The sequence below is a fragment of the Streptomyces sp. NPDC046335 genome, assembly GCF_055587985.1.
The window spans coordinates 206,308-232,399 of the sequence record NZ_JBVJFF010000007.1; the positions used below are offsets into that span (position 1 = coordinate 206,308).

Consider the following 26,092-nt stretch of genomic DNA (forward strand, 5'->3'; position numbering starts at 1 on the left):
CCTCGTACGGCGCCCTTCTCACGCCGTAGAGTTGCGCGCACGCCAATCCACAAGATCGACCGATACGAGGCCCCCACCGTGCGCCGACGCTCCCTCCTCCTTGCCGTCCCGGCCGGCCTGCTCACGCTCGCAGGCTGTGGTGACGACAAGCCCGACAAGGCCAAGTCCAAGACCAGCGAAGCCCCGACGAACTCGCCGTCGGCCGCCCCGAAGGCGAAGATCGTGGGCGGACCCGTGCCCGAGATCACCAAGGGCGACAAGTTCGGTCAGAAGCCGACCGTCGCCAAGGGCTCCGGCAAGCCGTCCTCCGACCTCGCGGTCAAGACGCTGATCGAGGGCAAGGGCAAGGAGGTCGCCAAGGGGGACTATCTCCAGGCGCACTATCTCGGCCAGATCTGGGCGACGGCCAAGGTGTTCGACAACTCCTACGACCGGGGCAGCCCCACCGTCTTCCCGATCGGCGTCGGCCAGGTCATCCCGGGCTGGGACCAGAGCCTCGTCGGCAAGAAGCTCGACAGCCGCGTCGAGCTCGCCATCCCGCCGGAGCTGGGCTATGGCAAGCAGGGCAACAAGGAGGCGGGCATCAAGGGCTCGGACACCCTCGTGTTCGTCGTCGACCTCGTGGACACGTTCAACGCCACGAGCTCGTCGAAGGGCAAGGAGGTCGCCCAGTCCAACAAGGACCTGCCGAAGGTCGGCACGGACACCGACGGCAAGGCGCCCTCGATCGACATCCCGAAGACCGACGCGCCGGGGAAGCTCGTCTCCTCGTACATCCTCGAGGGCGACGGCGACGTGATCAAGGAGACCGACAGCCTCCTGTGCCAGTACAAGGGCGTGCTCTGGGAGGACGGCAAGGAGTTCGACTCCTCGTACAAGCGCAAGCAGCTCGCCCAGTTCCAGCTCGCGCAGGTCGTCAAGGGCTGGGCGCAGGGTCTGACCGGCAAGAAGATCGGCAGCCGCGTCCTCATCGTCATCCCCCCGAAGCTGGGCTATGGCGACAAGCCGCCGCAGGGCAGCTCCATCAAGAAGGACTCCACCCTCGTCTTCACCGTGGACATCCTCGCGAAGTCGTGAGCCCCCGGGGATGTAAGACTGTCCGCGCTGACTTTCCGTACCAAGCAGGAGCATTTTCGTGAGCATTGAAAAGCCCGAGGTCGACTTCCCGGGCGGCGAGCCGCCGGCCGAACTGCAGAGCAGGGACATCTGGGAGGGCGACGGCCCGGTCGCCAAGGCCGGCGACTTCGTCAAGGTCCACTACGTGGGCGTGGCCTTCAGCACGGGCGAGGAGTTCGACGCGAGCTGGAACCGCGGCAACCCGCTGGAGTTCCAGCTCGGTGCCGGCCAGGTCATCTCCGGCTGGGACCAGGGCGTCCAGGGCATGAAGGTCGGCGGCCGTCGTGAGCTGATCATCCCCGCCCACCTGGCGTACGGCGACCGCGGCGCCGGTGGCGGCCGCATCGCCCCGGGCGAGACGCTGATCTTCGTCTGCGACCTCGTCGCGGTCTGAGCCCCGGCTGACCGGGCCGCGGGCCTTTCGCCCCGCGACCCGACCCGGCGCACGCGTCCGCCGAGGGCCCATGCCTGTCCGGCATGGGCCCTCGGCTTTTGCCGCGACACCCCGGGGCGGTACGGTCATCGGTCGGAAGCATTGTGTGCTCGCAAGCGTTGTGTGTTCGAGAAGCATGTGTGTAAGGCCGAGAAAGGGCGTCAATGGCCATTGCCAAGGCCGAGCGGCTGATGAATCTGGCGTTGTGCCTGCTCGGGACGCGTAGGCCGCTGAGCAAGCGCGAGCTGCGCGAGTCCATCGAGGCCTACCTCGAAGCGGGCTCGGACGACTCCTTCAACCGGATGTTCGAGCGCGACAAGGACGACCTGCGCGAGCTCGGCCTGGTCATCGAGACCGTGGAGAACCTCGACGGTGACGTCGGCTACCTCGCACGGCGCGACAGCAACCGCCTGCCGCCCATCACCCTCGACGCCGAGGAGGCCGCCGCTCTCGGCCTCGCCGCCAAGGTCTGGCAGCAGGCCCGCCTCGCCGGAGCCGCCAGCGGCGCACTGCAGAAGCTGCGCGCCGCCGGGCTGCCCGAGGAGATGGACCCGTACGGGGCACACAGCGCCCTGGAGCCCCGCATCCCCGCGCACGAGGCGTCCTTCGAGCCGCTGATGCTCGCCTGCCGCGACCGCCGCCCCGTCATCTTCGACTACCGCAAGGCCACCGCCGCGCGCCCCGAGCAGCGCCATGTCGAGCCGTGGGCACTGGAGTGCTGGCGCGGGCACTGGTACCTCGCGGGCTGGGACCGCGACCGGGGCGCCGAGCGCGTCTTCCGGCTCTCGCGGATCACCGGCAAGGTCCGCGCCCGAGCGGGCAAGTACACCGTCGACGTCCCGGACGTCGTCACGGTGCGTGAGACCGTGGCGAGCTGGGCGGGGGAGTCCGCCGACCGCACGGCCCGCATCAGGCTCCGCGCGGAGGCCGGCTATCCGCTGCGGGCCAAGGCGGGCTCGCTGCGGGAACTGGGCGACGGGTGGGACGAGTTGGAGATTCCGTACGGGCACGGGCTCGATGCCTGGCTGGTGGAGTTCGGACCCGACGTGGTGGTCCTCGAGCCCGCCGAGCTGCGGGCCGACGTCATGGACCGGCTGCGCGCCGTGGCCAAGGGCTGAGGGGACGGAAGACCAATGGCCTCGAACGCCATCGACCAGACACGACGGATGCTGTCGCTCGTCACCTATCTGCGCGAGCGGCCCGGCGCGCACGTGGAGGACGTCGCCCGCGCCTTCGGCATCACCCCCGACGAACTGATCTCCGACCTCGACGTGCTGCCCCTGTGCGGGACCAGCTTCCGCGGCGGCGACCTGCTGGACATCGACACCGACGGCGACCGCATCTGGTGGCACAACCCCGACGACGTCGCCGCCCCGCTGCGGCTCGCCGCCGACGAGGCGACCGCGCTGCTCGTGGCCGCCCGCGCGGTGGCCACCCTGCCCGGCCTGCGCGAGAGCGACCGCCTCGCGCTGCTGCGCGCCACCGCGAAGCTGGAGACCGCGGCCGGTGAGACGGCGGGCGCCAGCGCCCGGCTCTCGGTGACCTTCGAGTCCGAGGGCGGCGTCTTCGCCGACGTCGACCGGGCCATCTCCGAGCGGCGCAGGCTCTGGATCCGCTACTACTCACCGGCCCGCGACGAGCTGACCGAGCGCGAGATCGACCCGATCCGCCTGGTCAGCGTCGGCCACACGTACGTGGAGGCGTGGTGCCGCCGCTCCGAGGCGCGCCGCACCTTCCGCCTCGACCGCGTCGCCGAGATCAAGATCCTCGACGAGCCGTCCGCGCCGCCCGAGGTCGAGCTCCGCGATCTCTCCGAGGCGCTCGTGCAGCCCGCCGCCGAGGACCCCGAGGTCGTCGTCGAGGTCGGCCCCGGCGGCCGCTGGGTCGCGGAGTACTACCCGCACGACAGTGCGGACGAACTGCCCGACGGCGGCCTCCGCATCACCCTGCGCACCCCCGACCCCACCTCGCTGCGCCGGCTCGCGCTGCGGCTCGGCGGGGACGGGCGGATCGTCTCCCCCGTACAGCTCGCGGACAGCGCACGGCAGGCCGCGCGGGAAGCACTCGCGGCCTACGACGAGGCGTATGCCGAAGCGCGCGACGAGGCGCTGGGCGGGGCCTACGATGAGCAGCCGTACGCGCAGGCATATGAACGGCAGGAGCAAGGGCGTTGAGCACACCGACCATGTCCGGGCTGCCGGGAGTGCCGGCCCAGGCCAGGCCCGCTCCCGTCCTCTTCACGGCCGCCTGCCCGGACTGCCGCGCCCGCTTCGAGCTCTCCGCGGGGGCGCTGCGCCTGGTGATCGGCGCCAGCGACCGCACCACCTTCTACTCCTTCACCTGCCCCGAGTGCGGGGTGTCGGCCCGCAGGCCGGCGGGCGAGCGCATCGTCGAACTGCTCACCGGCGGCGGGGTGCGGACTCTGCGTCTGCACTCGACCGTCTAGGCTCGGCGCATGTTCTGGGCGATGCTCGCGATCGCGGCGGGCTTCTTGGGCCTCGCCGTCCTCGGCGTACTGGCGGTCAAGGTATTCGTGGAGGCGCAGCGTCTCGCGCACCAGGTGAACCGGACCACACAGCAGATCAACCGGGCGGCCGAGGACCTGGAGAAGGCCGCGGCGGCAGTGGCGCGTGCGGGGCAGGGGACTCCGTAGCATCCGCGGCCTGTCACCTGCCGGAGGTGGGCGGGTACGCTGCGATGACGGCCCGAAATCGAGGCGGGGGGCCGTACTCGGAGTATGCGCGGGGATTGCCGAGCGTTTACCCCGGGGGGTTACGATCGCTGCCAGCGTGGAGATCGGATGTATGTCCGGTCTACGCGCACCAGACTCCTGTCGCCTCGGTGAAGAAGGTATTAGCTATGGGTAGGCTCGGCCCCACCGAGATCATTCTCATCCTCGTCATTGTCGTGCTGCTGTTCGGCGCCAAGAAGCTGCCTGACATGGCGCGCTCCCTCGGCAAGTCCGCCCGCATCCTCAAGAGCGAGGCCAAGGCGATGAAGTCCGAGAGCAAGACGGACGACGCCGCTCCGGCCGACCCCCCGAGCGACCCCGCCGTCCAGAAGCGCACGATCCAGGCTGCCCCCGGCGACGTGACCAGCTCCCGCCCGGTCACCGAGCCGACCGATCGTACGACGCAGCGCTGATCCAAGGCCGGCACAGGCCGGCCTGCCGCACGAGATGAGGACGTGGGTTGCTCAAGTCTGCCCGCAAGGACAAGGACCCCGAGGGGCGGATGCCCCTCGGGGAGCATCTGCGCGAGCTCCGCAACCGGCTCGCGAAGGGCATGCTGGCGATCACGGTCGTGTCGATCGTGGCGGCCTTCTTCAGCCAGCAGCTGATGGAGTTCCTGGCTGACCCCGTGCCACGCTGCAAGCCGGGCATGGACCCGACCGGCGGCCATTGCGCGAGGGTGACGTTCAACGACCTGCTGTCACCCTTCACCACCACGGTGAAGGTCAGCCTCATGGTCGGCATCATCGTGTCCAGCCCGGTGTGGCTGTACCAGCTGTGGGCCTTCGTCGCGCCCGGCCTGCACAAGCAGGAGCGGAAGTACACCTACTGGTTCGTCGCCGCCGCCGTGCCGCTCTTCTTCGGGGGCGCCTGGCTGGCGTACACGATCATGCCCATCAGCATGCGGGTCCTGATCAGCATCACGCCCGACCAGGCCGAGAACCTCCTCGCGATGGACAAGATCCTCGACTTCACGGTCAGGATGGTCCTCGTCTTCGGCGCCTCCTTCGAGCTGCCGCTGCTTCTCGTGATGCTCAACATGACCGGCATGGTGACCGGGCGCCGCATGCTCACCTGGTGGCGCGGCGTGGTCATGGGTGTCTTCGTCTTCGGCGCGGTGGCGACCCCGACCACGGACCCCGTCGGCATGATCGCTCTCGCCGGGCCGATCGTCGTCCTCTACTTCCTCGCGGTCGGCATCTCCTTCCTGAACGACAGGCGCCGACGCCGCAACGACCCCGACGCCGAGCTCGACGACGACGAGGCGTCCGACCTGGATCTCACGCCCGAGGCCGTCGGAGACGTCGAGGCCGTCTCCACGGCGAAGGCGCTGCCCGAGCAGGCGAGCACGGGCCGGTCGGACCAGCGGGTGAACGGTTTCGATGACGTGACCTGATGTGACCTTGTAGGGTCCCGCCGTGACCAGCGAGATCACCCTCTTCGTCAATCCCACCGCGGGCCGCGGCCGGGGCGCCCACGCGGCGCAGCCGGCCGCTTCCGCGTTGCGGGCCCGTGGCTTCTCCGTGCGCACCGTCATCGGCGAGGACGCCCCCGACGCGCTGCGGCGGGCCCGTGAGGCCGTCACGGCCGGCACCGGGGCCCTGATAGCCGTCGGCGGTGACGGCATGGTGAGCCTGGCGATACAGGCCGTGGCCGGGACGCCGACCCCGCTCGGTGTGGTCGCCGTGGGCACCGGCAACGACTTCGCCAGGGGCCTCGGGCTCCCGGTGCGTGATCCGGCCGCCGCGGGGGAGGCCGCGGCCGAGGCGATCAAGGGGGCGTGCGCCCGCGACATCGACCTGGGGCGGGTCGGCGGCACCTGGTTCGCGACGGTCCTCGCCTCCGGCTTCGACTCCCGGGTCAACGACCGGGGCAACCGGATGCGGTGGCCCGCCGGGCGCCTCAAGTACGACCTCGCGATCGTCGCCGAGCTGGCCGCCTTCCGGCCCGTGCCGTACCGGATCACGCTGGACGGCGGCGACGTCCACGAGGTCGAGGCCACACTGGTCGCCGTCGGCAACGGCACCTCGTACGGCGGCGGCATGCGGATCTGCGCCGGCGCCGACCTGACCGACGGGCTCTTCGACGTGACCGTGGTGGGGGACTGCAGCCGTACGACGCTGCTCAGGGTGTTCCCGCGGGTGTACAGGGGCACGCACCTGGACCATCCGAAGGTCACCGTGCACCGGGCGGCCAGGGTGGAGCTGGCCGCGCCCGGAATCACCGGGTACGCGGACGGCGAGCCACTGGGAGCGCTGCCGCTGACCGCCGAGTGCGTGCCGGGAGCCGTGCGGATCCTGGCGCCCTGAGCGCTCGCGCGCAACGCCTCCCCGGCTGCCCTCGGCTCCCGATAATGATCGTCCGTTGTCAGTGGTGGCCGGTAGTCTCGAAAGCACGATGACAGAGGACCTCTCACCGGCCGAGCGGTATGCGGCGGCGCGCAAGCGCGCTGTCGAGCAGGCCACCGCACTCGCGTCCTTCCGCGAGATGTACGAATTCGGCCTCGACCCCTTCCAGATCGAGGCCTGCCAGGCGCTGGAGGCGGGCAAGGGCGTGCTCGTGGCCGCCCCCACGGGGTCGGGCAAGACGATCGTCGGCGAGTTCGCCGTGCACCTCGCCCTGGGCCAGGGCAGGAAGTGTTTCTACACCACGCCCATCAAGGCGCTCTCCAACCAGAAGTACGCCGACCTCGCCAGGCGGTACGGCGCGGACAAGGTCGGCCTCCTCACCGGCGACAACAGCGTCAACTCCGATGCGCCGGTGGTCGTCATGACCACCGAGGTCCTGCGGAACATGCTCTATTCGGGCTCGCAGGCCCTGGTCAACCTCGGCTATGTGGTCATGGACGAGGTGCACTACCTCTCGGACCGCTTCCGCGGCGCCGTCTGGGAGGAAGTGATCATCCACCTCCAGGAGTCGGTCACGCTCGTCTCCCTGTCGGCCACGGTGTCGAACGCCGAGGAGTTCGGCGACTGGCTCGACACCGTGCGCGGCGACACCGAGGTGATCGTCTCCGAGCACCGGCCCGTGCCGCTCTTCCAGCACGTGCTCGCCGGGCGCCGGATGTACGACCTCTTCGAGGAGGGCGAGGGCCGCAAGAAGGCGGTCAACCCCGACCTGACCCGCATGGCGCGCCTGGAGGCCACCCGCTCGTACAACCCGCGCGACCGCCGCAAGGGCAAGATGATCCGCGAGGCCGACCGCGAGCGGGAGCGCAGACAGCGGTCGCGGGTCTGGACGCCGGGCCGCCCCGAGGTCATCGAGCGGCTCGACTCCGAGGGGCTGCTGCCCGCGATCACGTTCATCTTCAGCCGCGCGGCCTGCGAGGCGGCGGTCCAGCAGTGTCTGTACGCGGGACTGCGGCTGAACGACGACGAGGCCCGGATGAAGGTCCGCGAGATCGTCGAGGAGCGCACGGCCTCGATCCCGCACGAGGACCTGCACGTCCTCGGGTACTACGAATGGCTGGAGGGCCTGGAGCGCGGCATCGCGGCGCACCACGCGGGCATGCTGCCCACCTTCAAGGAGGTCGTGGAGGAGTTGTTCGTGCGCGGCCTCGTGAAGGCCGTCTTCGCCACCGAGACCCTCGCCCTCGGCATCAACATGCCCGCGCGCAGCGTGGTCCTCGAAAAGCTCGTGAAGTGGAACGGCGAACAGCACGCCGACATCACCCCCGGCGAGTACACCCAGCTGACCGGCCGGGCCGGACGGCGCGGCATCGACGTCGAGGGCCACGCGGTGGTGCTCTGGCAGCGCGCCATGAACCCGGACCACCTGGCCGGACTCGCGGGCACGCGCACGTATCCGCTGCGGTCCAGCTTCAAGCCGTCGTACAACATGGCGGTGAACCTCGTGGAGCAGTTCGGGCGCCACCGCTCGCGCGAGCTGCTCGAAACGTCCTTCGCACAGTTCCAGGCGGACAAGTCGGTCGTCGGGATCTCGCGCCAGGTCCAGAAGAACGAGGAGGGCCTGGAGGGCTACAAGGCCTCCATGACCTGCCACCTGGGCGACTTCGAGGAGTACGCGCGGCTGCGCCGCGAGCTCAAGGACCGGGAGAACGAGCTGGCCAAGCAGGGCGCGGCCCAGCGCAGGGCCGCGGCCGCCGCCTCCCTGGAGAAGCTCAAGCCGGGGGACGTCATCCACGTGCCCACGGGGAAGTACGCGGGGCTCGCGCTCGTCCTCGACCCCGGCCTGCCCGCCGGGCGGGCCAACGGCCACCGCGGCTTCGACCACGTCGACGGGCCGCGCCCGCTGGTGCTCACCGCCGAGCGGCAGGTCAAGCGGCTCGCCGCGATGGACTTCCCGGTGCCGGTCGAGGCGCTGGAGCGGATGCGCGTCCCGAAGTCGTTCAACGCCCGCTCGCCGCAGTCCCGCCGGGACCTTGCGTCGGCGCTGCGCACCAAGGCCGGGCACATCGTCCCCGACCGGCACCGCAAGAGCCGCGCGGCGGCCGCCGACGACCAGGAGATCGCACGGCTGCGCACGGAGCTGCGCGCGCACCCCTGCCACGGCTGCGACGAGCGCGAGGACCACGCGCGCTGGGCCGAGCGGTATCAGCGCCTCCTGCGCGACACCACGCAGCTGGAGCGCCGCATCGAGGGGCGGACGAACACCATCGCCCGCACCTTCGACCGCATCGTCGCCCTGCTCAGCGAGCTGGACTATCTGCGGGGCGACGAGGTCACGGAGCACGGGAAGCGGCTCGCCCGGCTCTATGGAGAGCTCGACCTCCTGGCCAGCGAATGCCTGCGCGCCGGGGTGTGGGAGGGGCTCGGCCCGGCCGAACTGGCGGCGTGCGTCTCGGCGTTGGTGTACGAGGCGCGGGTCGGCGACGACGCGCTCGCGCCCAAGGTGCCGTCCGGCGCGGCGAAGGCGGCGCTCGGCGAGATGGTGCGGATCTGGGGCCGGCTCGACGCCCTGGAGGAAGAGTTCAAGATCAGCCAGACCGAGGGCGTCGGCCAGCGCGAGCCGGACCTGGGCTTCGCCTGGGCCGTGTTCATGTGGGCGAACGGCAAGGGCCTGGACGAGGTGCTGCGCGAGGCGGAGATGCCGGCCGGTGACTTCGTGCGCTGGTGCAAGCAGGTCATCGACGTCCTCGGCCAGATCTCCGCGGCGGCTCCGCGCGGCGGAAGCACGGTGGCGAAGAACGCCCGCAAGGCGGTGGACCAGGTGCTGCGCGGAGTCGTGGCGTACAGCTCCGTCGGCTGACGGCTGACGGCTGACGTCGGCTTACGCCTTACGGCAGTCACTGTTGCCCGCCGGGTGCCCTGATCGAGGGGGCGCCCGGCGGGCATCGCTGTTTCCGGGGCCATTACGCCATGCGTTCGAATGATCGCCATGCGTGTAAATGGGCGAGTGTATGCCGTCGCCGTGGCCGTCGCAGAGGGTTGTCAAATATTACTCCGTGCTGTTTTCGGCGCACTAAGCTCGCCCGGAGCGCGGCGAGTTCACACGAGTTGCGGCAGATTCGCGCGCTTGTTCCCGAAACGTTCGAAAGTTCGTTTAACTCCCCTGGCTTCAACCGCGTACCCCTTCCCCAAGACGAGTGTTCAGAGGGCATACATGGTGAGTGTTCAATCGCCTCCCGGTGGCCGAGAAATCCCTTACGTCCGCGCCCTGTTGCTGCCCGCCATGCTGATGGCCGCGGCGACCGGAGCCGCCGTCGCCGCCGTGACGGAACCTGCCCGGCCCGCCGTCATCTGGTGCGGCGCCGTCGCGACCCTCCTGGTCGTCCTGGTCGGCGCGGAAGTCGTGCGGCGCGGCCGCACCATCAGGGGGCAGCGCACGCAGTACGCACAGCAGCTCGCCCGCCTGGAGCGGCGCATCGCGGCCCACGACGACGACACCGTACGCCTGGGCCGGGACATCCTGCCCGAGGCGCTCTGGCGGCTCCGGCAGAACGAACCGCCCGCCGAAGTGATCCGCAACGTCGTCGACAACGACGAGACGTTCCGCGATCTGCCCGCCCCGCACCGCCAGTTGCTCCGCGACGTCCTGGAGACCCTGGACTACGAGGGGGCGATGCGCGACTCCGCGCAGCGCGCCTTCGTGAACATCGCGCGCCGCGTCCAGTCGATCGTCCACCAGCAGGCCGCGGAACTGCGTGAGATGGAGGAGTTCCACGGCCGCAACCCCGAGGTCTTCGACGACCTGCTCCGCATCGACCATGGCACCGCCCTGATCGGCCGCCTCGCCGACTCCATCGCGGTGCTCGGCGGCGCCCGGCCCGGCCGCCAGTGGCCCAAGCCCGTACCGCTGTACAGCGTGTTGCGCGGCGCGATGTCCCGCATCCTCGACTACCCCCGCGTCGAGCTGCACTCGATCGCCAAGGTCGCGATCCACGGCACGTCCGTCGAGCCGCTGATCCACGCCTGCTCCGAGCTGCTCGACAACGCGACGCGGTACTCGCCGCCGCAGACCAAGGTGCACGTCACCGCCGTCGAGGTGCAGACCGGCATCGCCGTGGAGATCGAGGACGGCGGCGTCAGCCTCAGCGAGGAGGCCCGCGAACGTGCCGAGCGCATGCTGGCGCAGGCGCAGGCCGGCATCGACCTCAACGACCTGGGTGACAGCCCGCGCCTCGGCATGGCCGTCGTGGGCCGCCTTTCGCAGATGTACAACATGCAGATCTCCCTGCGGCAGTCCGCCTACGGCGGCGTCCGCGCGGTGCTCATCGTGCCGCACGAGATGATCACCACGGGCCCGGCGCCCGGACTCGCCCACGGCATCGGCGCCTCCGCGGTGCCCCGCGTGGACGACAGCGGCAACCTCATCGAGGAGCCCGAGCGCAACATCCGCCGCAAGAAGCCCCGCGTCGTCACCGCGGGCCCGCCGCTGCGTTCCCCGCTCACCGCGGCCATGGAGGACGAGGTCCCCGAGGTCACCGAGTGGACCGAGGGCGGCCTGCCGCAGCGCCGCAGCCGCGTCACGATGTCGCTCAGCGAGCGGTACGCCCTGGAGGCCGAGGCCCAGCGCGCCGCCGAGGCCCACGCCGCCACCACGGCACCGCCGCCGGTCCCCGCGCAGAAGAAGGAAGAGCGCGAGCCCGGCCTGTGGATCGAGGCGTTCATGAAGGGCGTCAAGGGAGACCCCGCCGCTCCCGGCCAGGAACCGCCGCAGGGCACCGACCCACCGCGGGGACCCGACCCTGCGCAGGAATCCCACCGGAACAACCACGGCATCGCCGACGAGGGGGGCTGGCAGTGATCCAGCAGCGCGCCAATTTCGACTGGATGCTGAAGGAGCTGGCCGACGGCGTCCCGCAGACCCGGCAGATCGTCGTCCTCTCCGCGGACGGCCTGCGCATCGCACGCTACGGCGGCGACCCCGACGCGGCCGACCGCATCGCCGCCGCCTGCGCGGGGCTCCAGAGCCTGGCCGCCGCCGTGGCCACCGAGATCCCGCACAGCGACGGCGGCATGAAGATGGTCATCATCGAGATCAACGGCGGCTACTTCTACCTGATGGCCGCGGGCGCGGGCGCGTATCTCGCCGTGCTCGCCGACGAGACCGTCGACGCGGGCCTCATCGGCAACCGCATGCGCGACCTCGTCGTACGGATCGGGGCCCATCTGACGAGCCCGCCACGCCGCGACGGGCAGGCCGTATGACTCCTCCGCAAGGACCTCCCCACGACCCTTCCCCCGGGAAGGAGCCGGGAGGAGAGGCACCCCCCCAACGCGAGCGCCGCGACCCGGACAACCCCGAACGGCTGTACGTCCTGACGGGTGAGGACTCCGAGCGGGCCCCCCTCGACCTCGTCACGCTCATCGTGGCGCGGGGCGAGGCGGCCCCGACGGCGCAGCCCGAACACTCCGCGGTGCTGCGGCTGTGCACGACCCCGATCTCCGTCGCCGAACTGTCGGCCTACCTGGCGCTGCCGTTCAGCGTCGTGACCGTCGTCCTGACGGAGCTCCTCGGGTCCGAGCTCGTCCAGGCGCGCGCCCCCATCGTGCGATCCGCGCTGCCCGACCGATCCCTTCTCGAAGCGGTGATGCATGGACTTCAAAAGCTCTGACACGATCACCGGCCCCCGCAGCGAGGACGTCCTTCCGCACACGGCCACGGCCGCGGTCAAGGTCGTGATCGTCGGCGGCTTCGGGGTCGGCAAGACCACGATGGTCGGCTCGGTGAGCGAGATCCGCCCGCTGACCACCGAGGAGACGATGACCCAGGCGGGCATCGGCGTCGACGACAACTACGGCTCGGAGAGCAAGACGGCGACCACCGTCGCCATGGACTTCGGCCGGATCAGCATCTCCGAGGAACTGGTCCTCTACCTCTTCGGCACCCCGGGCCAGGAGCGCTTCTGGTTCCTGTGGAACGGGCTCTTCGAAGGCGCGCTCGGCGCGGTCGTGCTCGTCGACACCCGCCGCCTCCAGGTCAGCTTCGACGTGATCGGCCGCCTGGAGGAGCGCGGCGTGCCGTTCGTCGTCGCCGTCAACGAATTCCCCGACGCGCCCGACCACGGCATCGAGACCCTGCGCAGGGCCCTCGACCTGGAGCCCCAGGTGCCGATCATGCCGTGCGACGCGCGCCGCAGGGAGTCGAGCAGGGACGTCCTGATGACCTTGATGCGCTACCTGCACTCCCTGACCGCGACCCGTGCCTGATCACGCCCCAGACCGCACTACTCCCTTGTTCTCCCGGCACCCATTGTCCCGGACCCCTTGACGCGAAACCCGGAGCGACGACCGTGACGACTCCCCATCCCACCTGGCCGAGCGCCGACGACCCCGTGGCGCCCCCTCCCGGCTGTCCCGCGCACGGCTTCGGAGCCGGCGGTCTGCGCCGCCTCCACGGCCCCGAGGCGGAGACCGACCTGGCAGGGCTGTACGAGAGGCTGCGGGCCGAGCACGGCCCGGTGGCGCCCGTACTGCTCCACAACGACGTGCCGATCTGGGTGGTCCTCGGGCACAGCGAGAACTTCCACATGGTCCGCACGCCCTCGCAGTACACCCGCGACTCGCGCATCTGGCGCGCCGTGCGGGACGGCAGCGCGGGCCCCGACCACCCGCTCGCGCCCGTCTTCACCTGGCAGCCCATGGCCTCCTTCGTCGAGGGCGACGAGCACCAGCGGCTGCGCGGCGCGGTCACCGGCGCCATGTCGAGCATCGACCACCGGGGCCTGCGGCGCTACATCAACCGCTACACGAACCTGCTGATCAACGACATCTGCCTGGACGGTGAGGCGGAGCTGGTCAGCCAGTTCGCCGAGCATCTGCCCATGATGGTGATGTGCCACATCCTCGGCATGCCCGAGGAGTACAACGAGCGGATCGTCCAGTCGGCCCGCGACATGATCAAGGGCACCGAGACGGCCATCGCCAGCAACGCGTACATCATGGAGGTCCTGATGGGCCTCGTGGCGCGGCGGCGCGCCAAGCCGGAGGAGGACTTCACCAGCAACCTCATCGCGCACCCGGCGCAGCTCACCGACGACGAGGTGGGCGCCCACCTGCGCCTGGTCCTCATCGCCTCCTACGAGGCCACCGCCAACCTCCTCGCCAACGTCCTGCGGATGGTCCTCACCGACCCGCGTTTCCGGGCCCAGCTCAGCGGCGGGCAGATGACGGTGCCCGAGGCGGTCGAGCAGTCCCTGTGGGACGAGCCCCCCTTCAGCGCCATGGTCGGCTACTTCGCCAAGCAGGACACCCAGCTCGGCGGGCAGCGCATCAGGGCGGGCGACGGGCTGATCCTCGGCATCGCGCCGGGCAACGTCGACCCGGTCGTACGCCCCGACCTCGCCGCGAACATGAAGGGCAACCGCTCGCACCTCGCGTTCAGCGGTGGGCCGCACGAGTGTCCCGGCCAGGACATCGGCCGCGCCATCGCCGACATCGGCGTCGACGCGCTCCTGATGCGCCTGCCGGACGTCGAACTCTCCATCGACGAGCGCCGGTTGCGGTGGACGTCGACGATCCTCTCGCGGCATCTGGTGGAGCTGCCGGTGTATTTCGCCCCCCGGCCGCCGCAGGACGCCATGGCCAGGCCGTCCGCGAACGCGCCGAGTTCGCGGGGTGACTGGCACGTCTCCTCGCCGCCGGTCCAGCCGCCCGCCGTCCCGGTCCCGCCGTCGCGGACAGCCGCGCGGACACCGGCGCCCGCGGCCGGACAGGACCGCGGCGAGGGGGCCTGGCAGCGGTTCGTCACCTGGTGGCGCGGCTACTGATCCCAGTCGTCGTACGCCGCCCAGGCGCCCAGCGTCCGCCCGCTCACGAAGCGGTGCGCGACGCCGGTGACCGGGTCGGTGAACGCGAGGACGCGCGCCAGGAGCTGGAGTGGCCGCCGGAAGTCGTCCGGCGCGGCGGGGGCGGCCACCTCCGGGTAGAGCGGGTCGCCGAGGATCGGCAGGCCCAGCGTGTTCATGTGGACGCGGAGCTGGTGGGTGCGGCCGGTGTGCGGGGTGAGCCGGTAGCGGCCGAGGGCGCCACGGTGCTCGACGAGTTCGACACGGCTCTCGCTGTTCGGCTCGGCGCCCTCCACCTCGTACGCGGCGATGATCCCGCGCTCCTTCACGATGTGGCTGCGGACGGTGCGGGGGAGCGGTATGCCGGGGGAGTACGGGGCGACGGCCTCGTACTCCTTGTGTACGCGCCGGTCGCTGAACAGGGTCTGGTAGGCGCCGCGTTCCTCCGGGCGCACGGTGAGCAGGAGCAGCCCGGCGGTCATCCGGTCCAGGCGGTGCGCGGCGCCCAGCGCCGGAATGCCGAGCTCCGTGCGGAGGCGGGCGAGGGCGGTCTGCGTGACGTGGCCGCCGCGGGGCATGGTGGCGAGGAAGTGCGGCTTGTCCACGACCACGATGTGCTCGTCCTGGTGGACGACGTCGATCGTGAACGGCACGGGGACCTCGGCGGGGAGGTCCCGGTGGAACCAGACGAAGGCTCCGGCGGCATAGGGCGTGTCCGCCGCGATGGCCGCGCCGTCCGCGCCGACGACCTTGCCCTCACGGACCATCGCGTCGATGACACCGGGGCCGGCCGCGAGCCGCTCGACCAGGTGGTCACGGACGGTCGGCCACCTCGTCTCCTGGGGCAGTCTGACCCGGACGGGGTCGACGCCGTCGCGCTGGGGCAGCGGGGAGGGCGGGATGCGGGGCTTGCGTCTCATCAGGGGGCCAGCGTAAGCCTGGCCGGGGGCCTTGCGGTGGCGGTGCCCCCCGGTGGAAATTCGCTGCCCTCTCCCTGTCGCCGCTGCCACGATGGGGCCATGCCCTACAAGATCTCCGACGTGGTCGCACCCGGCACCCTCGCCCGGCGGGAGCAGCCGGTGCTCTCCGTCCCCGGCGGGCTCGTCATCCGCCCCTGGCTGCTGACGGACGCGCCCTCCGTGTACGAGGCTTTCCAGGACCCCGCGTTGCAGCGGTGGCACGCGCGCGTGGCCGACTCCGAGAGTGAGGCGCGCGGCTGGATCGAGGACTGGCGCGCGGCCTGGGCGGGGGAGCGGGACGCGTACTGGGCGATAGCCGACGCGGAGACGGACGTCCTGGTCGGCCGGATCGCCCTGAAGCTGATCGTCCTCGCGGACGGCCAGGCGGAGGTCGCGTACTGGACGGTACCGGCGGCCCGCGGCCGCGGGGTCGCCCCGAGAGCCGTGGAGACCCTGTCCCGCTGGGCCTTCGAGGAGGTGGGCCTGCACCGTCTGGAACTGACCCACGCGACGGCCAACGAGGCGTCCTGCCGAGTGGCCACGAAGTCAGGCTTCCCGACGGAGGGCACGAAACGGAGCGCGACACTGCACACGGACGGCTGGCACGACATGCATCTGCACGCCCGCATCGCGGGGCGTGCCGCGACGGCGGCCACCGGCGCGGCGGCCTGACAGCGACTTGGTGATCACCGGCGGCGGCCGGCCCCGGAGCGCGGCCGGCGCGGCGTACGCCTGGAGGCGGCACCCGGGGGAGCGGGTTGCCGCCCACCTCTGCCAAGCGGCCTCGCAGCGTGACGCCGCCGAAGCCCGCGCACTGCTGCTCCGGCGCCGTCGGAGCCGCGCAGCCTGACGGCGGCTGGAGCTGACGGCGCGTTACACCGCTCAAGCCGGCGCAGCGTTACGCCGCTCAAGCCCGTGCACTGCCACTCCGACTCCGTCGGAGCCGCGCAGTCTGATGGCCGCTGCGGCTGGCGCCTTGCACGGATCAGGTCAGCGCGGCTGACGGCGGCTGAAGGTGACGCCGCGTTGCACCGTTCAGGTCAGCGCAGCGTTACGCGGCGGATTCCTGTTCCGCTTCCACCTCTGCGTTCCAGTCCCGCTTCGACGCCTGCCAGCCGTCCTCGTTGTGGCCCAGGCGCCAGTAGCCGGAGATCGAGAGGTGTTCGCGGGGGATCTCGCGTTCCACGCGGAGGTAGCGGCGGAGCTCCTTCACGAAGCCCGCCTCGCCGTGGACGAAGGCCTGCGGGGTGCCCTCGGGGAACTCCAGTGCGCGTACCGCCTCGACCAGCGCCTGGCCGAGCGGGCGGCCCGCGCGGTGGAGCCAGACGACCGGGACGTGCGTCTCGATCTTCTGCTCCTCCTCGGGGCCCTCGACCTCCACGAAGACGTGCGCCGTCGCGCCCTCGGGCAGCGCCTCGGCCGCGGCGGCGATCGCGGGCAGGGCGCTCTCGTCGCCCGCGATGAGGTGCCAGGCCGCGTCGGCCTCGGGGGCATAGCCGCCGCCGGGGCCCAGGAAGCGGATCGTGTCGCCGGGCCGGGCGTCGCGCGCCCAGGGTCCCGCGAGGCCCTCGTCGCCGTGCACCACGAAGTCCACGGTGAGCTCACGGGCCTCGGGGTCCCAGCGGCGCACCGTGTACGTACGGGTCACGGGCCACTGCTCGCGCGGGAACTCCTCGCGGATCCGCTGTATGTCGAACGGCTCGGGATAGGTGACGCCCTCGGCGTCGAACAGCAGCTTCACGTAGTGATCGGTGCAGTCGCCCGCCGTGAACTCGGCGAGGCCCTCCCCGCCGAGGACGACGCGCTGCATGTGCGGGGTAAGCCGCTCGGAGCGCACGACGCGCCCGACGTGAGCCTTCTGTGCCTTGCGTGCCGGACGTTCTGCCATGGCGACGGCCTCCCCTTCAACAACTACTTAGGTTTACCTAAGCTAACACCTCAGTCCTGGAGCGTGGCGACGAGGCGCTGCAACGAGCCGCCCAGATTCCACTGCGCGGCCAGCTCGTCCAGCGTGGCGGGGTCGCGCGGCTCGCGGGGCAGCGCCACGTCGACCTCGGGCAGCGGCACGTCACCGGCGACCCGGACGACCTTCGGCGCGACCGCCACGTACGCCCGCGACTCGTCGAGCCGCTTGCGCTGCGACGGCGTCAGCCTGGACTTCGGGTCGTCGACCGCGGCCATGATCCCGGCCAGGTCGCCGAAGGCGTCCAGGAGCTTGGCCGCGGTCTTCTCGCCGATGCCGGGCACGCCGGGCAGGCCGTCGCTCGGGTCGCCGCGCAGCAGGGCGAGGTCGACGTAGCCGGGGCCGTCGACGCCGTACTTCTCGCGCAGCCACGCCTCGTCCGTGACCTGGAGGCTGCCGACGCCCTTGAGGGGGTACAGGACGCGGATGCCCCGCCGGTCGTCGACCAGCTGGTAGAGGTCGCGGTCGCCGGTGACGATGTCGACCGGGCCCGTCGCGCGGGCCGCGAAGGTGCCGATCACGTCGTCCGCCTCGTACGACTCCACGCCCACGCGCGCGATGCCGAGCGCGTCCAGGACGGCCTCGATCACCGGCACCTGGGGCGCGAGCGTGTCGGGGACCTCTTCGGCGTCCGGGCCCTGCGGCATCTCCTCGGCGACGCGGTGCGCCTTGTACGAGGGGATGAGCTCGACCCGCCACTCCGGGCGCCAGTCCGCGTCCATGCAGGCGACCAGATCGTCCGGGTGGTGGTCCTGGACGAGGCGGGCGATGAAGTCGAGGAGCCCGCGCACGGCGTTGACCGGCGTGCCGTCCGGGGCCTTCACGGATTCCGGCACACCGAAGTACGCCCGGAAGTACAGGGAAGCCGTGTCGAGAAGCATGAGCCGTCGTGTTCGCTGAGTCACGTTGCGCATCATGCCGCACGGCACTGACAGTGGCCCGGACGGCGTGGAGGGCGAAAGAGAGGCGCGTTGCGCATGGCGGCTCCCAGTGCCGAGAGCGCAACACATGTGAACTGGATCACTCTTGTGTTTGGCGTGAATAAGTGTGGGCAGGCGCGCAGCCGGAGCGAAGCCGGTCGCGTTTTCAACTTTTCGATCGGGCAAGTGGCCCGAAGCCACCCACGCTCCACGGCCCGCCGGCGGGGGAGGCGGGCCGTCTTGGTTCAACCCGAGAGGTGTATGTGTCCAGGCTTCAGGCCGAGCGCTTGTACAAGGTGTTCGGCAGACGACCCGATGACGCGGTGGAGAAACTCCGCCACGGAGCCGACCGAGAGGAATTGCGCGCCGACGGCACCACCGCCGCCGTGATCGACGCCTCCTTCGAGGTAGAGCCGGGCCAGATCTTCGTCGTCATGGGTCTCTCCGGATCCGGCAAGTCCACGTTGCTGCGCATGCTCAACGGGCTGTCGGAGCCGACGGCCGGTCACGTCCGCTTCGACGGCCAGGATCTCACCGAGCTGAGCGCCCGCGAGATGCGCGAGGTGCGCTCCAAGAAGATCAGCATGGTCTTCCAGCACTTCGCGCTCTTCCCGCACCGCAGCGTCATGGAGAACGCGGGCTACGGCCTGGAGGTGCAGGGCGTCCCGCGCGCCGAGCGCGAGAAGCGCGCCATCGAGGCGCTGGAGCTCGCCGGCCTCAAGGGCTGGGAGAAGTCCTGGCCCGACGAGCTGTCCGGCGGCATGCAGCAGCGCGTGGGCCTGGCCCGCGCGCTCGCCACCGACGCCGACCTGCTCCTCATGGACGAGTCGTTCAGCGCGCTCGACCCGCTGATCCGCCGCGACATGCAGGACCAGCTCCTGGTCCTCCAGAAGCGGCTGAAGAAGACCATCGTCTTCATCACCCACGATCTGAACGAGGCCATGCGCCTGGGCGACCAGATCGCCGTCATGCGCGACGGCCGCATCGTCCAGATAGGCACCTCCGAGGACATCCTCGTCACCCCGGCCAACGACTACGTCGCCGCGTTCACGCAGGACGTCGACCGCTCCCGGGTCCTGACCGCGGGCGCCATCATGGCCGACCCCGATGACGGCTTCGTGCAGGCAGACGCGCCCGCCACGGTCGCCGCGGACGTTCCCATCATCGAGCTGTTCACGCCCTGCTCCACCAGCGTGGTGCCGGTGGCCGTGACCGACGAGGACGGCACGCTCATCGGAGTCGTGCCGCGCTCCAGGCTGCTCGCCGTGCTCGGCGAGCCGATGGAGTCCGAGGACGCGGTGGAGGCCCTCGCGAAGGGCTCCGCCGACGAGGCCGCGCAGGACGACGGCGGCAAGACCGCGCAGGACAACGGCGGCAAGAGCGTGGGCAAGGTGAGCAGCGGTGCCTAGGATTCCCTTCGGCGACTGGGTCAATGACTCGGTCGAATGGCTCAGAACGAACATGGACTGGCTGTTCGCGTTCATCAAGACGCTCTTCCAGAACATGTGGGACGGCGTCTACGACGTCCTCTCCGCCCCCGAGCCGCTGCTGATGGCGGGCATCCTCGCCATCGTCGCCTTCTGGCTGCGCGGCGTGGTCGGCGGCATCCTGTCCTTCGCGGGCTTCGCGTTCATCGTCTCCCTCGAACTGTGGGACAACGCGATGATGACGCTGGCCCTGGTGCTCGTCGCGACGTTCGTGGCGCTGGTCATCGCCGTGCCCGTGGGCATCTGGGCGGCGCGCTCCAAGACGGTCAGCGGCATCGTGCGGCCCGTCCTGGACTTCATGCAGACGCTGCCCGCGATGATCTACCTCATCCCGGCGCTGCTGTTCTTCCGGATGGGCGCCCCCGCGGGCATCGTCGCCACGATCGTCTTCGCGCTCGCCCCCGGCGTGCGCATGACCGAGCTGGGCATCCGCCAGGTCGACAAGGAGCTGGTCGAGGCCGCCGACGCGTTCGGCACCACGCCCCGCAACACCCTCTTCCGCGTCCAGTTGCCGCTGGCGCTGCCGACGATCATGGCCGGTGTCAACCAGGTCATCATGCTCGGCCTGTCCATGGCGGCCCTGACCGGCATGGTCGGCACCCCGGGCCTCGGCGCCGACGTCAACGCGGCCATCGGCCAGCTCGACGTCGGTCTCGGCGCGGAGGCGGGCGTCTCCATCGTGATCCTCGCCATCTACCTGGACCGCGTCACCAGCGGTCTCGGCGGCCAGGTCTCCCCGCTCGGCCGCCGCGCGCTCGCCAAGCTGCGGGCCGCGCAGGGCCTGAACCTGTGGAACTACCGTCCCCGGCCCGTCGTCGCGGGCGTCGGTGTCGTCATCCTCGCGCTCGTCGCGGGCGGCATGGGCATCTTCACCGATGACAAGACCGAGTCCGTGGCCGACTCCAAGAACGTCGGCCAGGGCAAGGAAATCAACATCGGCTACATCAACTGGGACGAGGGCATCGCCTCCACCTTCCTCTGGAAGGAGATCCTGGAGCAGCGCGGCTTCAAGGTGAACGCCAGCCTCCTGGACGCGGGGCCGCTCTACACCTCGCTCGCCCAGGGCGACGTCGACTTCCAGACGGACTCGTGGCTGCCGACGACGCACGCCACGTACATGAAGAAGTACGGCGACAAGCTGGAGGACCTCGGCTCCTGGTACGACCAGACGTCCCTGGAGCTGACCGTCCCCGCCTACATGAAGGACGTCGACTCGCTCGCCGACCTCAAGGGCAAGGGCGACAAGTTCGGCGGCAAGATCACCGGCATCGAGCCGAGCGCCGGTGAGATGCAGCTCCTGAAGAGCAAGATCCTCAAGGAGTACGGCCTCGACAAGGAGTACAAGGTCGTCGACGGCTCCACCACGGCGATGCTGTCCGAGCTGAAGGCGGCGTACGACAAGAAGGAGCCGATCGTCGTCCCGCTCTGGTCACCGCACTGGGCGTACAACGACTTCAAGCTGAAGAAGCTCAAGGACCCGAAGGGCGCCTGGGGCAAGGGCGACGGCGTGCACTCGCTGGCGCGCAAGGGCTTCTCGAAGGAGAACCCGCAGGTCGCCAAGTGGCTGAAGAACTTCTCGATGGAGGAGAAGCAGCTCACCAGCCTCGAAGCGGAGATCAACAAGGCCGGCAAGGGCAAGCAGCAGGACGCCGTCCGCGCCTGGCTGAAGAAGAACCCCAAGGTCGTCAACAAGCTCGCCCCGCTGCCGAAGAACACCGGCGGCGAGGAGAAGAAGCGTCCGCTGAAGGCCGCGTACTTCGCCTGGGACGAGAACATCGCCGTCACCAACCTGTGGAAGCGTGTCCTGGAGAAGCGCGGCTACACGATGGAGCTGACGCCGGCCGACGTGGGCCCCGCCTACACCGGTCTCGCGCAGGGTGACATCGACCTCAACCTCGACGCCTGGCTGCCCACCGCCCAGAAGACGTACTGGGAGAAGAACAAGGCGAACCTCAAGGACCTCGGTTCCTGGTACAGCCCGACCTCCCTGGAGGTCGCCGTCCCGTCCTACGTCAAGGACGTCAAGTCGCTCGCCGACCTCAAGGGCAAGGGCGACAAGTTCAAGGGCAAGATCATCGGCATCGAGCCGGGCACCGGCGTGATGCAGGCGCTCAAGGACAAGGTCCTGCCCGGGTACGGCCTGGAGGACGAGTACGAGATCGCCGCGGGCTCGACCCCGGCGATGCTCACCGAGCTGAAGGCCGCGTACGCCAAGAAGGAGCCGGTCGCGGTCCTGCTCTGGTCGCCGCACTGGGCGTACAGCGAGTACAAGCTCACCAAGCTGAAGGACCCCAAGGGCGGCTTCGGCAAGGGCAACACGATCCGCACGCTCTCCGGCAAGGACTTCCCGAGCCAGTACCCGCAGCTCACGAAGTGGCTCAAGAACTTCAAGATGAGCGAGCCGGAGCTGGCGAGCCTGGAAAACGAGATCAACAAGGCGGGCAAGAACAACGAGCCCAAGGCCGTTGACGCCTGGCTGAAGAAGAACCCGGGCTTCGAGGAGAAGATGACCTCCGCGAAGTAGTCCCACCGCGGCACCCTCTGGAGGGGTGGGCCTCGCCCTGTGGCGAAGCCCACCCCTTCCGGCGTTCCCGCGGGCCGTCCCGGTGCCTAATCTCGACTGGGCCCGCCCCATCCGGAACAGAACCATCCGGAACCGGGTCATCCGGAACAGAACCGAACGAACGTGAGCCCCGTGAACGCCAGGCAGCCAAGGACGGCCCGCCTCTACCTCGCCGCCGCCCTCGCCCTGGCCGCCTCCCTGCTCGTCGCGCAGTTCGCGCGGGCGGAGGCCGCCCCCGCGTCCGCGGCCACCGCGCGCCTCGCCGCGCTCGCCGGGGACGTCACCGCCGCCGACGGGCACCGCTACGACATGCGGGACCACACCGGGCGCACCATGGACGCCGCGCAGATCGAGCAGGCCCAGGACGGCAGCTATCTCGCCGTCTACCACACGCTCCTGGCCGACGGCCGTTTCCACGCGGCGGTCGCCACCTCCACCGACCTGCTCCACTGGCAGCGCCGCCACGACTTCGGCCCCGGCACCCACCAGGCCTCGCTCGCCCACGACGGCCGCGGCGGCTACGTCCTCGCCCACGAGAAGGACCCGCGCAACCACATCGCCGTGCGGTCGTACGAGGATGTCGCGGCGCTCCTCGCGGGCCGCGCCCGGCACTCCTTCGACGCGCCGCTCACCCTGTCGCGCTGTGCCGAGGGCACGCCGAGCATCACCGCGGTGCGCGGCGCGACCGTCCACCTCACCGGGCACTACCGCGCGGGCTGCGACACAGACCGCCAGCTCCGGGCCACGCTCACCGGCTTCAGGCACTGGCACGCCGAGCCCGACCGGCGGCTCGACCGGGCCGTGCGGTCCCAGGGCAACGGCGGCAACATCGGGGACCGCGCGCCCGTCGAGCTCGGCGGTCAGCGGGTGGTCCTCGTCGAGGGACAGGGGCGGCGCGGGGACTTCGGGAGCTGGGCCACGTACGCCTACGATCCCCCGAGTGGACGCGCCGACCGCCTCGACATCCGCACCCACGGCGGCAGCCGCGCCTTCGCCAACCCCTCCGCCACGCTGCTGACCGACCCGCGCGGCGAACCGGCTCTCCTCGTGAGCCTGTTCGTGCCCCGCGAGGGTTCCGCCCCGGGCGAATCCGGACAACTGCTCTACTGGCGCGAACTCGGGAAGTAAGGTCGGCGGCCGGAGCTTTTCCGTACCCGCGGTGGGAGGCGAGTGACGGGCGGTCCCGGCAACGGGGCAGAACCGTCCGGCGAACATGCGTAGGGTGCAGACAACCCCTCAGGGTTGAGAGTGGACGATGCGCTGAAGGGAGCCGAGGCGATGGACGAGCACAAGGAGACCCTCCGGGTGGGCTCGGCCGTGCGGCGGCGCCGCAGGCAGCTCGAACTCACCCTCGCCGTCGTCGCCGAGCGCAGCGGCCTCTCCGTGCCGTTCCTCAGCCAGATCGAGAACGAGCGCGCCCGGCCCAGCATGCGCTCCCTGCAACGGGTCGCCGACGCTCTGTGCACCACCGACGTGGAGCTCCTGGCCGCCGCCGACCCGGCCCGCACCGTCGAGGTCGTGCGCGCGGACGACGACACGGACCTGGACCACTCGACACCCGAGGCGCGCGTACGGGAACTGGCGCGCGGCCACCATCAGCTGCACGCCCTGGAGTTCATCGGCGACCACGACGAGGGCCGCGAATTCCAGCACCGCAACGACGAGTTGATGTACGTCATCGAGGGTGCCGTCGAGATGGAGGCGGAGAGCCGCGCCTACCGCCTCGGACGCGGCGACTCCCTCTTCCTCACCGGCGGTGTGCGCCACCGGTGGCGGGCCACCGTGCCGGACACCCGGGTCCTGGTGGTCGCCGTCGGCGACCACATCGAGGCGGTGGACGACGGGGGGCGCTGACGTGCCGCGCGGACCGCTGCGGGTCGTCTCCCTCGTGCCCTCGCTGACCGAGGCGGTCGCCGTCACGGTGCCGGGGGCGCTGGTCGGGGCGACGGAGTGGTGCACCCACCCGGCGGGCCTCGACGTCACCCGCGTGGGCGGCACGAAGAACCCGGACGTGCCCCGCGTCGTGGCCCTCGCGCCCGACCTGGTGATCGCCAACGAGGAGGAGAACCGCGCCCCCGACCTGGCGGCGCTGCGGGCGGCCGGCATCGAGGTCCTGGTGACCGAGGTGCGGACGCTGCCCCAGGCCTTCGTGGAGCTGGAGCGGGTCCTCGTGGCCTGCGGCGCCGGGCGCCCCCGCTGGCTCCGGGAGGCCGAGACCGCGTGGCGGAACCTGCCGCCCCCCACGGCCCGGCTGCGGGCGGCCGTCCCGGTCTGGCGGCGGCCGTGGATGGTCCTCGGCCGCGACACGTTCGCGGGCGACGTCCTGGCGCGCCTGGGCGTCGACAACGCGTACGCCGCTCACGCCGAGCGCTATCCGAAGGTCTCCGTCGAGGAACTGCGGAGCCCGGACCTGGACCTGCTGGTCCTGCCCGACGAGCCCTACCGCTTCACACCCGACGACGGCCCCGAGGCGTTCCCCGACTCCCCGTCGATCGCCCTGGTCAGCGGCCGCCACCTCACCTGGTACGGGCCCTCGCTGGCCCGGGCTCCCGCGGTGCTCGGCGCGGCGCTGCGAGCAGCGATCCGTTGAGGACGCCGCGCAGGGTGTGCGCGAGGGCCACGGCGCAGGCGACGGCGAGGGCGGCGAAGAGACCGGCCGCGAGCCAGTCGTAGGCGGCAAGGCCCGTGTGCCGGGCGAGGCCCTCGGCGCCCGTCACGCAGGTGCCGACGGGGAAGGTGAACGCCCACCAGGTCATCGCGAAGCCCATGCCCTCGCGCCGGGCGCGCAGCACCATGGCTGCCGCGAGGGCCAGCCAGAGCAGGGCGAAGCCCATCACGGGCACTCCGTAGAGCACGGCGAAGGCGAGGAAGCCGCGGGCGAGCGGGGCGGGCAGGACGCCCGGCGCGACGTCCGCGAACTTGTCGGCGGCGGTCGTCGACTGCCCCAGGGGGCCGAGCACCAGCAGGAGCGTGGGGGTCAGGGCGGTCGGCAGCGGGCCCGCGGTCACCAGACGGGCGAAGATCACCGGCAGCATCACCAGGGTGGCGAGCAGGCTCAGGCCGAACATCGCGAAGCAGGCGTACAGCAGCGTCTGCTGCGGCTGGCCCGGGGGCAGATGCGGGACCAGCAGCGGGCCGACGGCGGCCGACACCATCGGCGCGACCACGGGCAGCAGCCAGACCGGCGACGCCTGGTCGGCGGTGATGCGGTGCCGGACCACCATCAGGTACGGGATGGCGACGGCCGCGGCGAGGCCGATGGCCGTGCCGAGGGTGAACAGGACGGTGTCGAGGGCGAGCGCCGCGCCGGTGCCGATCCAGTCCTCGCCCACGAGCAGCGCGCCCGCGCCGACCGAGAGCAGGGCCATCGACAGACAGCCGTAGAACGGTGCGACGGCCGGGTCGAGGAGGTGGGCGCGGGCCTGGTCGCGGTGGTGCGCCCAGTGCGCGGCGCGGGCGACGAGCAGCACGGCGAGCATCACCAGGGACAGCGCCCAGACAGCGGTGCAGGCGGTGCGCAGCCCGGGGAACCCGTAGGGGAGGGCGGCGCCCGCGTTGGCGACGATGGCGGTACCCATGACGCAGGCGTACCAGTTGGGCCCGAGGTGGCGGACGCCTGACGCCCGGGCACCGGCTTCGGGGGCCTGACCTGCGGCTGCGCCGGACGACGCGGTACGAGAGGGTGGGACGGCGGTGACCATGGCCTAACTGTCGTACGGAGCGGTGACCGT

General features: G+C 71.0%; 25 protein-coding genes. 21 read left to right on the top strand and 4 right to left on the bottom strand.

The features are described from left to right. Positions 1 to 78: 78 nt before the first annotated feature. The 15 genes from ACZ6JY_RS18895 (at position 79) to ACZ6JY_RS18965 (ending at position 14,451) form a co-directional block, all read left to right on the top strand. Positions 79 to 1,077, top strand: coding sequence for an FKBP-type peptidyl-prolyl cis-trans isomerase (locus tag ACZ6JY_RS18895; RefSeq protein ID WP_469197125.1), 999 nt, complete (start codon positions 79 to 81; stop codon positions 1,075 to 1,077). A 58-nt stretch (positions 1,078 to 1,135) separates the two neighbouring features. Beyond that, positions 1,136 to 1,510, top strand: coding sequence for an FKBP-type peptidyl-prolyl cis-trans isomerase (locus ACZ6JY_RS18900; protein ID WP_469197126.1), 375 nt, complete (start codon positions 1,136 to 1,138; stop codon positions 1,508 to 1,510). Between the two features lie 203 nt (positions 1,511 to 1,713). Continuing rightward, on the top strand, positions 1,714 to 2,667 hold the full coding sequence (locus ACZ6JY_RS18905; RefSeq protein ID WP_469197127.1) for a helix-turn-helix transcriptional regulator: 954 nt from the start codon (positions 1,714 to 1,716) through the stop codon (positions 2,665 to 2,667). A gap of 15 nt (positions 2,668 to 2,682) precedes the next feature. Then, complete coding sequence (locus tag ACZ6JY_RS18910) at positions 2,683 to 3,723, top strand: helix-turn-helix transcriptional regulator (protein ID WP_469197128.1); 1,041 nt, start codon at positions 2,683 to 2,685, stop codon at positions 3,721 to 3,723. 11 nt (positions 3,724 to 3,734) lie between these two features. Next, positions 3,735 to 3,995 (top strand): hypothetical protein, encoded by a 261-nt coding sequence (locus tag ACZ6JY_RS18915; protein WP_447041882.1) that lies wholly within the window; start codon positions 3,735 to 3,737, stop codon positions 3,993 to 3,995. 9 nt (positions 3,996 to 4,004) lie between these two features. Then, positions 4,005 to 4,202 (top strand): hypothetical protein, encoded by a 198-nt coding sequence (locus tag ACZ6JY_RS18920; protein WP_469197129.1) that lies wholly within the window; start codon positions 4,005 to 4,007, stop codon positions 4,200 to 4,202. Between the two features lie 206 nt (positions 4,203 to 4,408). Beyond that, positions 4,409 to 4,693, top strand: coding sequence for a Sec-independent protein translocase subunit TatA (gene tatA / locus ACZ6JY_RS18925; protein ID WP_469197130.1), 285 nt, complete (start codon positions 4,409 to 4,411; stop codon positions 4,691 to 4,693). Between the two features lie 89 nt (positions 4,694 to 4,782). After that, entirely contained in the window at positions 4,783 to 5,676 is an 894-nt protein-coding gene (gene tatC / locus ACZ6JY_RS18930; protein ID WP_469197347.1) for a twin-arginine translocase subunit TatC, read from the top strand. Positions 5,677 to 5,698: 22 nt separating this feature from the next. Continuing rightward, positions 5,699 to 6,589: a diacylglycerol kinase gene (locus ACZ6JY_RS18935; protein WP_469197131.1), complete on the top strand. Its 891-nt coding sequence runs from the start codon at positions 5,699 to 5,701 to the stop codon at positions 6,587 to 6,589. 88 nt (positions 6,590 to 6,677) lie between these two features. After that, positions 6,678 to 9,488, top strand: a complete 2,811-nt coding sequence (locus ACZ6JY_RS18940) for a DEAD/DEAH box helicase (protein ID WP_469197132.1) — start codon at positions 6,678 to 6,680, stop codon at positions 9,486 to 9,488. 354 nt (positions 9,489 to 9,842) lie between these two features. After that, positions 9,843 to 11,486, top strand: a complete 1,644-nt coding sequence (locus ACZ6JY_RS18945; protein WP_469197133.1) for an ATP-binding protein — start codon at positions 9,843 to 9,845, stop codon at positions 11,484 to 11,486. Continuing rightward, the gene (locus ACZ6JY_RS18950) at positions 11,483 to 11,890 is read left to right on the top strand and encodes a roadblock/LC7 domain-containing protein (protein WP_363249891.1); all 408 of its coding nucleotides are present in this window, start codon (positions 11,483 to 11,485) and stop codon (positions 11,888 to 11,890) included. Before ACZ6JY_RS18945 ends, ACZ6JY_RS18950 begins: the two co-directional genes overlap by 4 nt. Further along, positions 11,887 to 12,297 (top strand): DUF742 domain-containing protein, encoded by a 411-nt coding sequence (locus ACZ6JY_RS18955; protein ID WP_469197134.1) that lies wholly within the window; start codon positions 11,887 to 11,889, stop codon positions 12,295 to 12,297. The genes ACZ6JY_RS18950 and ACZ6JY_RS18955 overlap by 4 nt, the downstream gene beginning before the upstream one ends. Next, positions 12,278 to 12,892 (top strand): GTP-binding protein, encoded by a 615-nt coding sequence (locus ACZ6JY_RS18960; RefSeq protein ID WP_469197135.1) that lies wholly within the window; start codon positions 12,278 to 12,280, stop codon positions 12,890 to 12,892. The genes ACZ6JY_RS18955 and ACZ6JY_RS18960 overlap by 20 nt, the downstream gene beginning before the upstream one ends. Before the next feature lie 83 nt (positions 12,893 to 12,975). Continuing rightward, entirely contained in the window at positions 12,976 to 14,451 is a 1,476-nt protein-coding gene (locus ACZ6JY_RS18965) for a cytochrome P450 (RefSeq protein ID WP_469197136.1), read from the top strand. Here ACZ6JY_RS18965 and ACZ6JY_RS18970 read toward each other — a convergent pair. Beyond that, complete coding sequence (locus ACZ6JY_RS18970) at positions 14,445 to 15,389, bottom strand: RluA family pseudouridine synthase (protein WP_469197137.1); 945 nt, start codon at positions 15,387 to 15,389, stop codon at positions 14,445 to 14,447. The two genes, ACZ6JY_RS18965 and ACZ6JY_RS18970, sit on opposite strands and share 7 nt — an antisense overlap. Before the next feature lie 99 nt (positions 15,390 to 15,488). On the opposite strand from ACZ6JY_RS18970, the gene ACZ6JY_RS18975 reads away from it, so the two are divergent. Further along, positions 15,489 to 16,100, top strand: a complete 612-nt coding sequence (locus ACZ6JY_RS18975; RefSeq protein WP_469197138.1) for a GNAT family N-acetyltransferase — start codon at positions 15,489 to 15,491, stop codon at positions 16,098 to 16,100. Positions 16,101 to 16,479: 379 nt separating this feature from the next. Here the strand turns inward: ACZ6JY_RS18975 and ACZ6JY_RS18980 are convergent, their stop codons facing one another. Together ACZ6JY_RS18980 and ACZ6JY_RS18985 are read right to left on the bottom strand one after the other, a co-directional pair. Continuing rightward, positions 16,480 to 17,316: a siderophore-interacting protein gene (locus tag ACZ6JY_RS18980; RefSeq protein WP_469197139.1), complete on the bottom strand. Its 837-nt coding sequence runs from the start codon at positions 17,314 to 17,316 to the stop codon at positions 16,480 to 16,482. A gap of 50 nt (positions 17,317 to 17,366) precedes the next feature. Beyond that, on the bottom strand, positions 17,367 to 18,305 hold the full coding sequence (locus ACZ6JY_RS18985; protein WP_469197140.1) for a 5'-3' exonuclease: 939 nt from the start codon (positions 18,303 to 18,305) through the stop codon (positions 17,367 to 17,369). A gap of 269 nt (positions 18,306 to 18,574) precedes the next feature. Here ACZ6JY_RS18985 and ACZ6JY_RS18990 point away from each other — a divergent pair, with 269 nt between their 5' ends. The 5 genes from ACZ6JY_RS18990 to ACZ6JY_RS19010 all read left to right on the top strand — a co-directional run bounded on the left by ACZ6JY_RS18990 (position 18,575) and on the right by ACZ6JY_RS19010 (position 24,951). Continuing rightward, positions 18,575 to 19,720 carry a quaternary amine ABC transporter ATP-binding protein gene (locus ACZ6JY_RS18990; RefSeq protein ID WP_469197141.1) on the top strand — a complete coding sequence of 382 codons (1,146 nt, stop codon included), beginning with the start codon at positions 18,575 to 18,577 and terminating at the stop codon, positions 19,718 to 19,720. After that, the gene (locus ACZ6JY_RS18995; protein ID WP_469197142.1) at positions 19,713 to 22,322 is read left to right on the top strand and encodes an ABC transporter permease/substrate binding protein; all 2,610 of its coding nucleotides are present in this window, start codon (positions 19,713 to 19,715) and stop codon (positions 22,320 to 22,322) included. Before ACZ6JY_RS18990 ends, ACZ6JY_RS18995 begins: the two co-directional genes overlap by 8 nt. 171 nt (positions 22,323 to 22,493) lie before the next feature. Then, entirely contained in the window at positions 22,494 to 23,489 is a 996-nt protein-coding gene (locus ACZ6JY_RS19000; protein ID WP_469197143.1) for a hypothetical protein, read from the top strand. A gap of 150 nt (positions 23,490 to 23,639) precedes the next feature. Continuing rightward, complete coding sequence (locus ACZ6JY_RS19005) at positions 23,640 to 24,215, top strand: helix-turn-helix domain-containing protein (RefSeq protein ID WP_469197144.1); 576 nt, start codon at positions 23,640 to 23,642, stop codon at positions 24,213 to 24,215. A gap of 16 nt (positions 24,216 to 24,231) precedes the next feature. Then, positions 24,232 to 24,951: a helical backbone metal receptor gene (locus ACZ6JY_RS19010; protein WP_469197348.1), complete on the top strand. Its 720-nt coding sequence runs from the start codon at positions 24,232 to 24,234 to the stop codon at positions 24,949 to 24,951. Here the strand turns inward: ACZ6JY_RS19010 and ACZ6JY_RS19015 are convergent. After that, on the bottom strand, positions 24,878 to 26,062 hold the full coding sequence (locus tag ACZ6JY_RS19015) for a TDT family transporter (RefSeq protein ID WP_469197145.1): 1,185 nt from the start codon (positions 26,060 to 26,062) through the stop codon (positions 24,878 to 24,880). The genes ACZ6JY_RS19010 and ACZ6JY_RS19015 overlap by 74 nt on opposite strands. Between the last annotated feature and the right edge of the window lie 30 nt (positions 26,063 to 26,092).

What these genes read in the sequence shown, in the direction of transcription:
- ACZ6JY_RS18945 (WP_469197133.1), top strand. Translation starts at nt 9,843, where the DNA reads ATGGTGAGTGTTCAATCGCCTCCCGGTGGCCGAGAAATCCCTTACGTC.
- ACZ6JY_RS18985 (WP_469197140.1), bottom strand. Translation starts at nt 18,305, where the DNA reads ATGCGCAACGTGACTCAGCGAACACGACGGCTCATGCTTCTCGACACG.
- ACZ6JY_RS18915 (WP_447041882.1), top strand. Translation starts at nt 3,735, where the DNA reads ATGTCCGGGCTGCCGGGAGTGCCGGCCCAGGCCAGGCCCGCTCCCGTC.
- ACZ6JY_RS18955 (WP_469197134.1), top strand. Translation starts at nt 11,887, where the DNA reads ATGACTCCTCCGCAAGGACCTCCCCACGACCCTTCCCCCGGGAAGGAG.
- ACZ6JY_RS18970 (WP_469197137.1), bottom strand. Translation starts at nt 15,389, where the DNA reads ATGAGACGCAAGCCCCGCATCCCGCCCTCCCCGCTGCCCCAGCGCGAC.
- ACZ6JY_RS18905 (WP_469197127.1), top strand. Translation starts at nt 1,714, where the DNA reads ATGGCCATTGCCAAGGCCGAGCGGCTGATGAATCTGGCGTTGTGCCTG.
- tatA (WP_469197130.1), top strand. Translation starts at nt 4,409, where the DNA reads ATGGGTAGGCTCGGCCCCACCGAGATCATTCTCATCCTCGTCATTGTC.
- ACZ6JY_RS18920 (WP_469197129.1), top strand. Translation starts at nt 4,005, where the DNA reads ATGTTCTGGGCGATGCTCGCGATCGCGGCGGGCTTCTTGGGCCTCGCC.
- ACZ6JY_RS19005 (WP_469197144.1), top strand. Translation starts at nt 23,640, where the DNA reads ATGGACGAGCACAAGGAGACCCTCCGGGTGGGCTCGGCCGTGCGGCGG.
- ACZ6JY_RS18975 (WP_469197138.1), top strand. Translation starts at nt 15,489, where the DNA reads ATGCCCTACAAGATCTCCGACGTGGTCGCACCCGGCACCCTCGCCCGG.
- ACZ6JY_RS18940 (WP_469197132.1), top strand. Translation starts at nt 6,678, where the DNA reads ATGACAGAGGACCTCTCACCGGCCGAGCGGTATGCGGCGGCGCGCAAG.
- ACZ6JY_RS18980 (WP_469197139.1), bottom strand. Translation starts at nt 17,316, where the DNA reads ATGGCAGAACGTCCGGCACGCAAGGCACAGAAGGCTCACGTCGGGCGC.
- tatC (WP_469197347.1), top strand. Translation starts at nt 4,783, where the DNA reads ATGCCCCTCGGGGAGCATCTGCGCGAGCTCCGCAACCGGCTCGCGAAG.
- ACZ6JY_RS19015 (WP_469197145.1), bottom strand. Translation starts at nt 26,062, where the DNA reads ATGGTCACCGCCGTCCCACCCTCTCGTACCGCGTCGTCCGGCGCAGCC.
- ACZ6JY_RS18960 (WP_469197135.1), top strand. Translation starts at nt 12,278, where the DNA reads ATGGACTTCAAAAGCTCTGACACGATCACCGGCCCCCGCAGCGAGGAC.
- ACZ6JY_RS18910 (WP_469197128.1), top strand. Translation starts at nt 2,683, where the DNA reads ATGGCCTCGAACGCCATCGACCAGACACGACGGATGCTGTCGCTCGTC.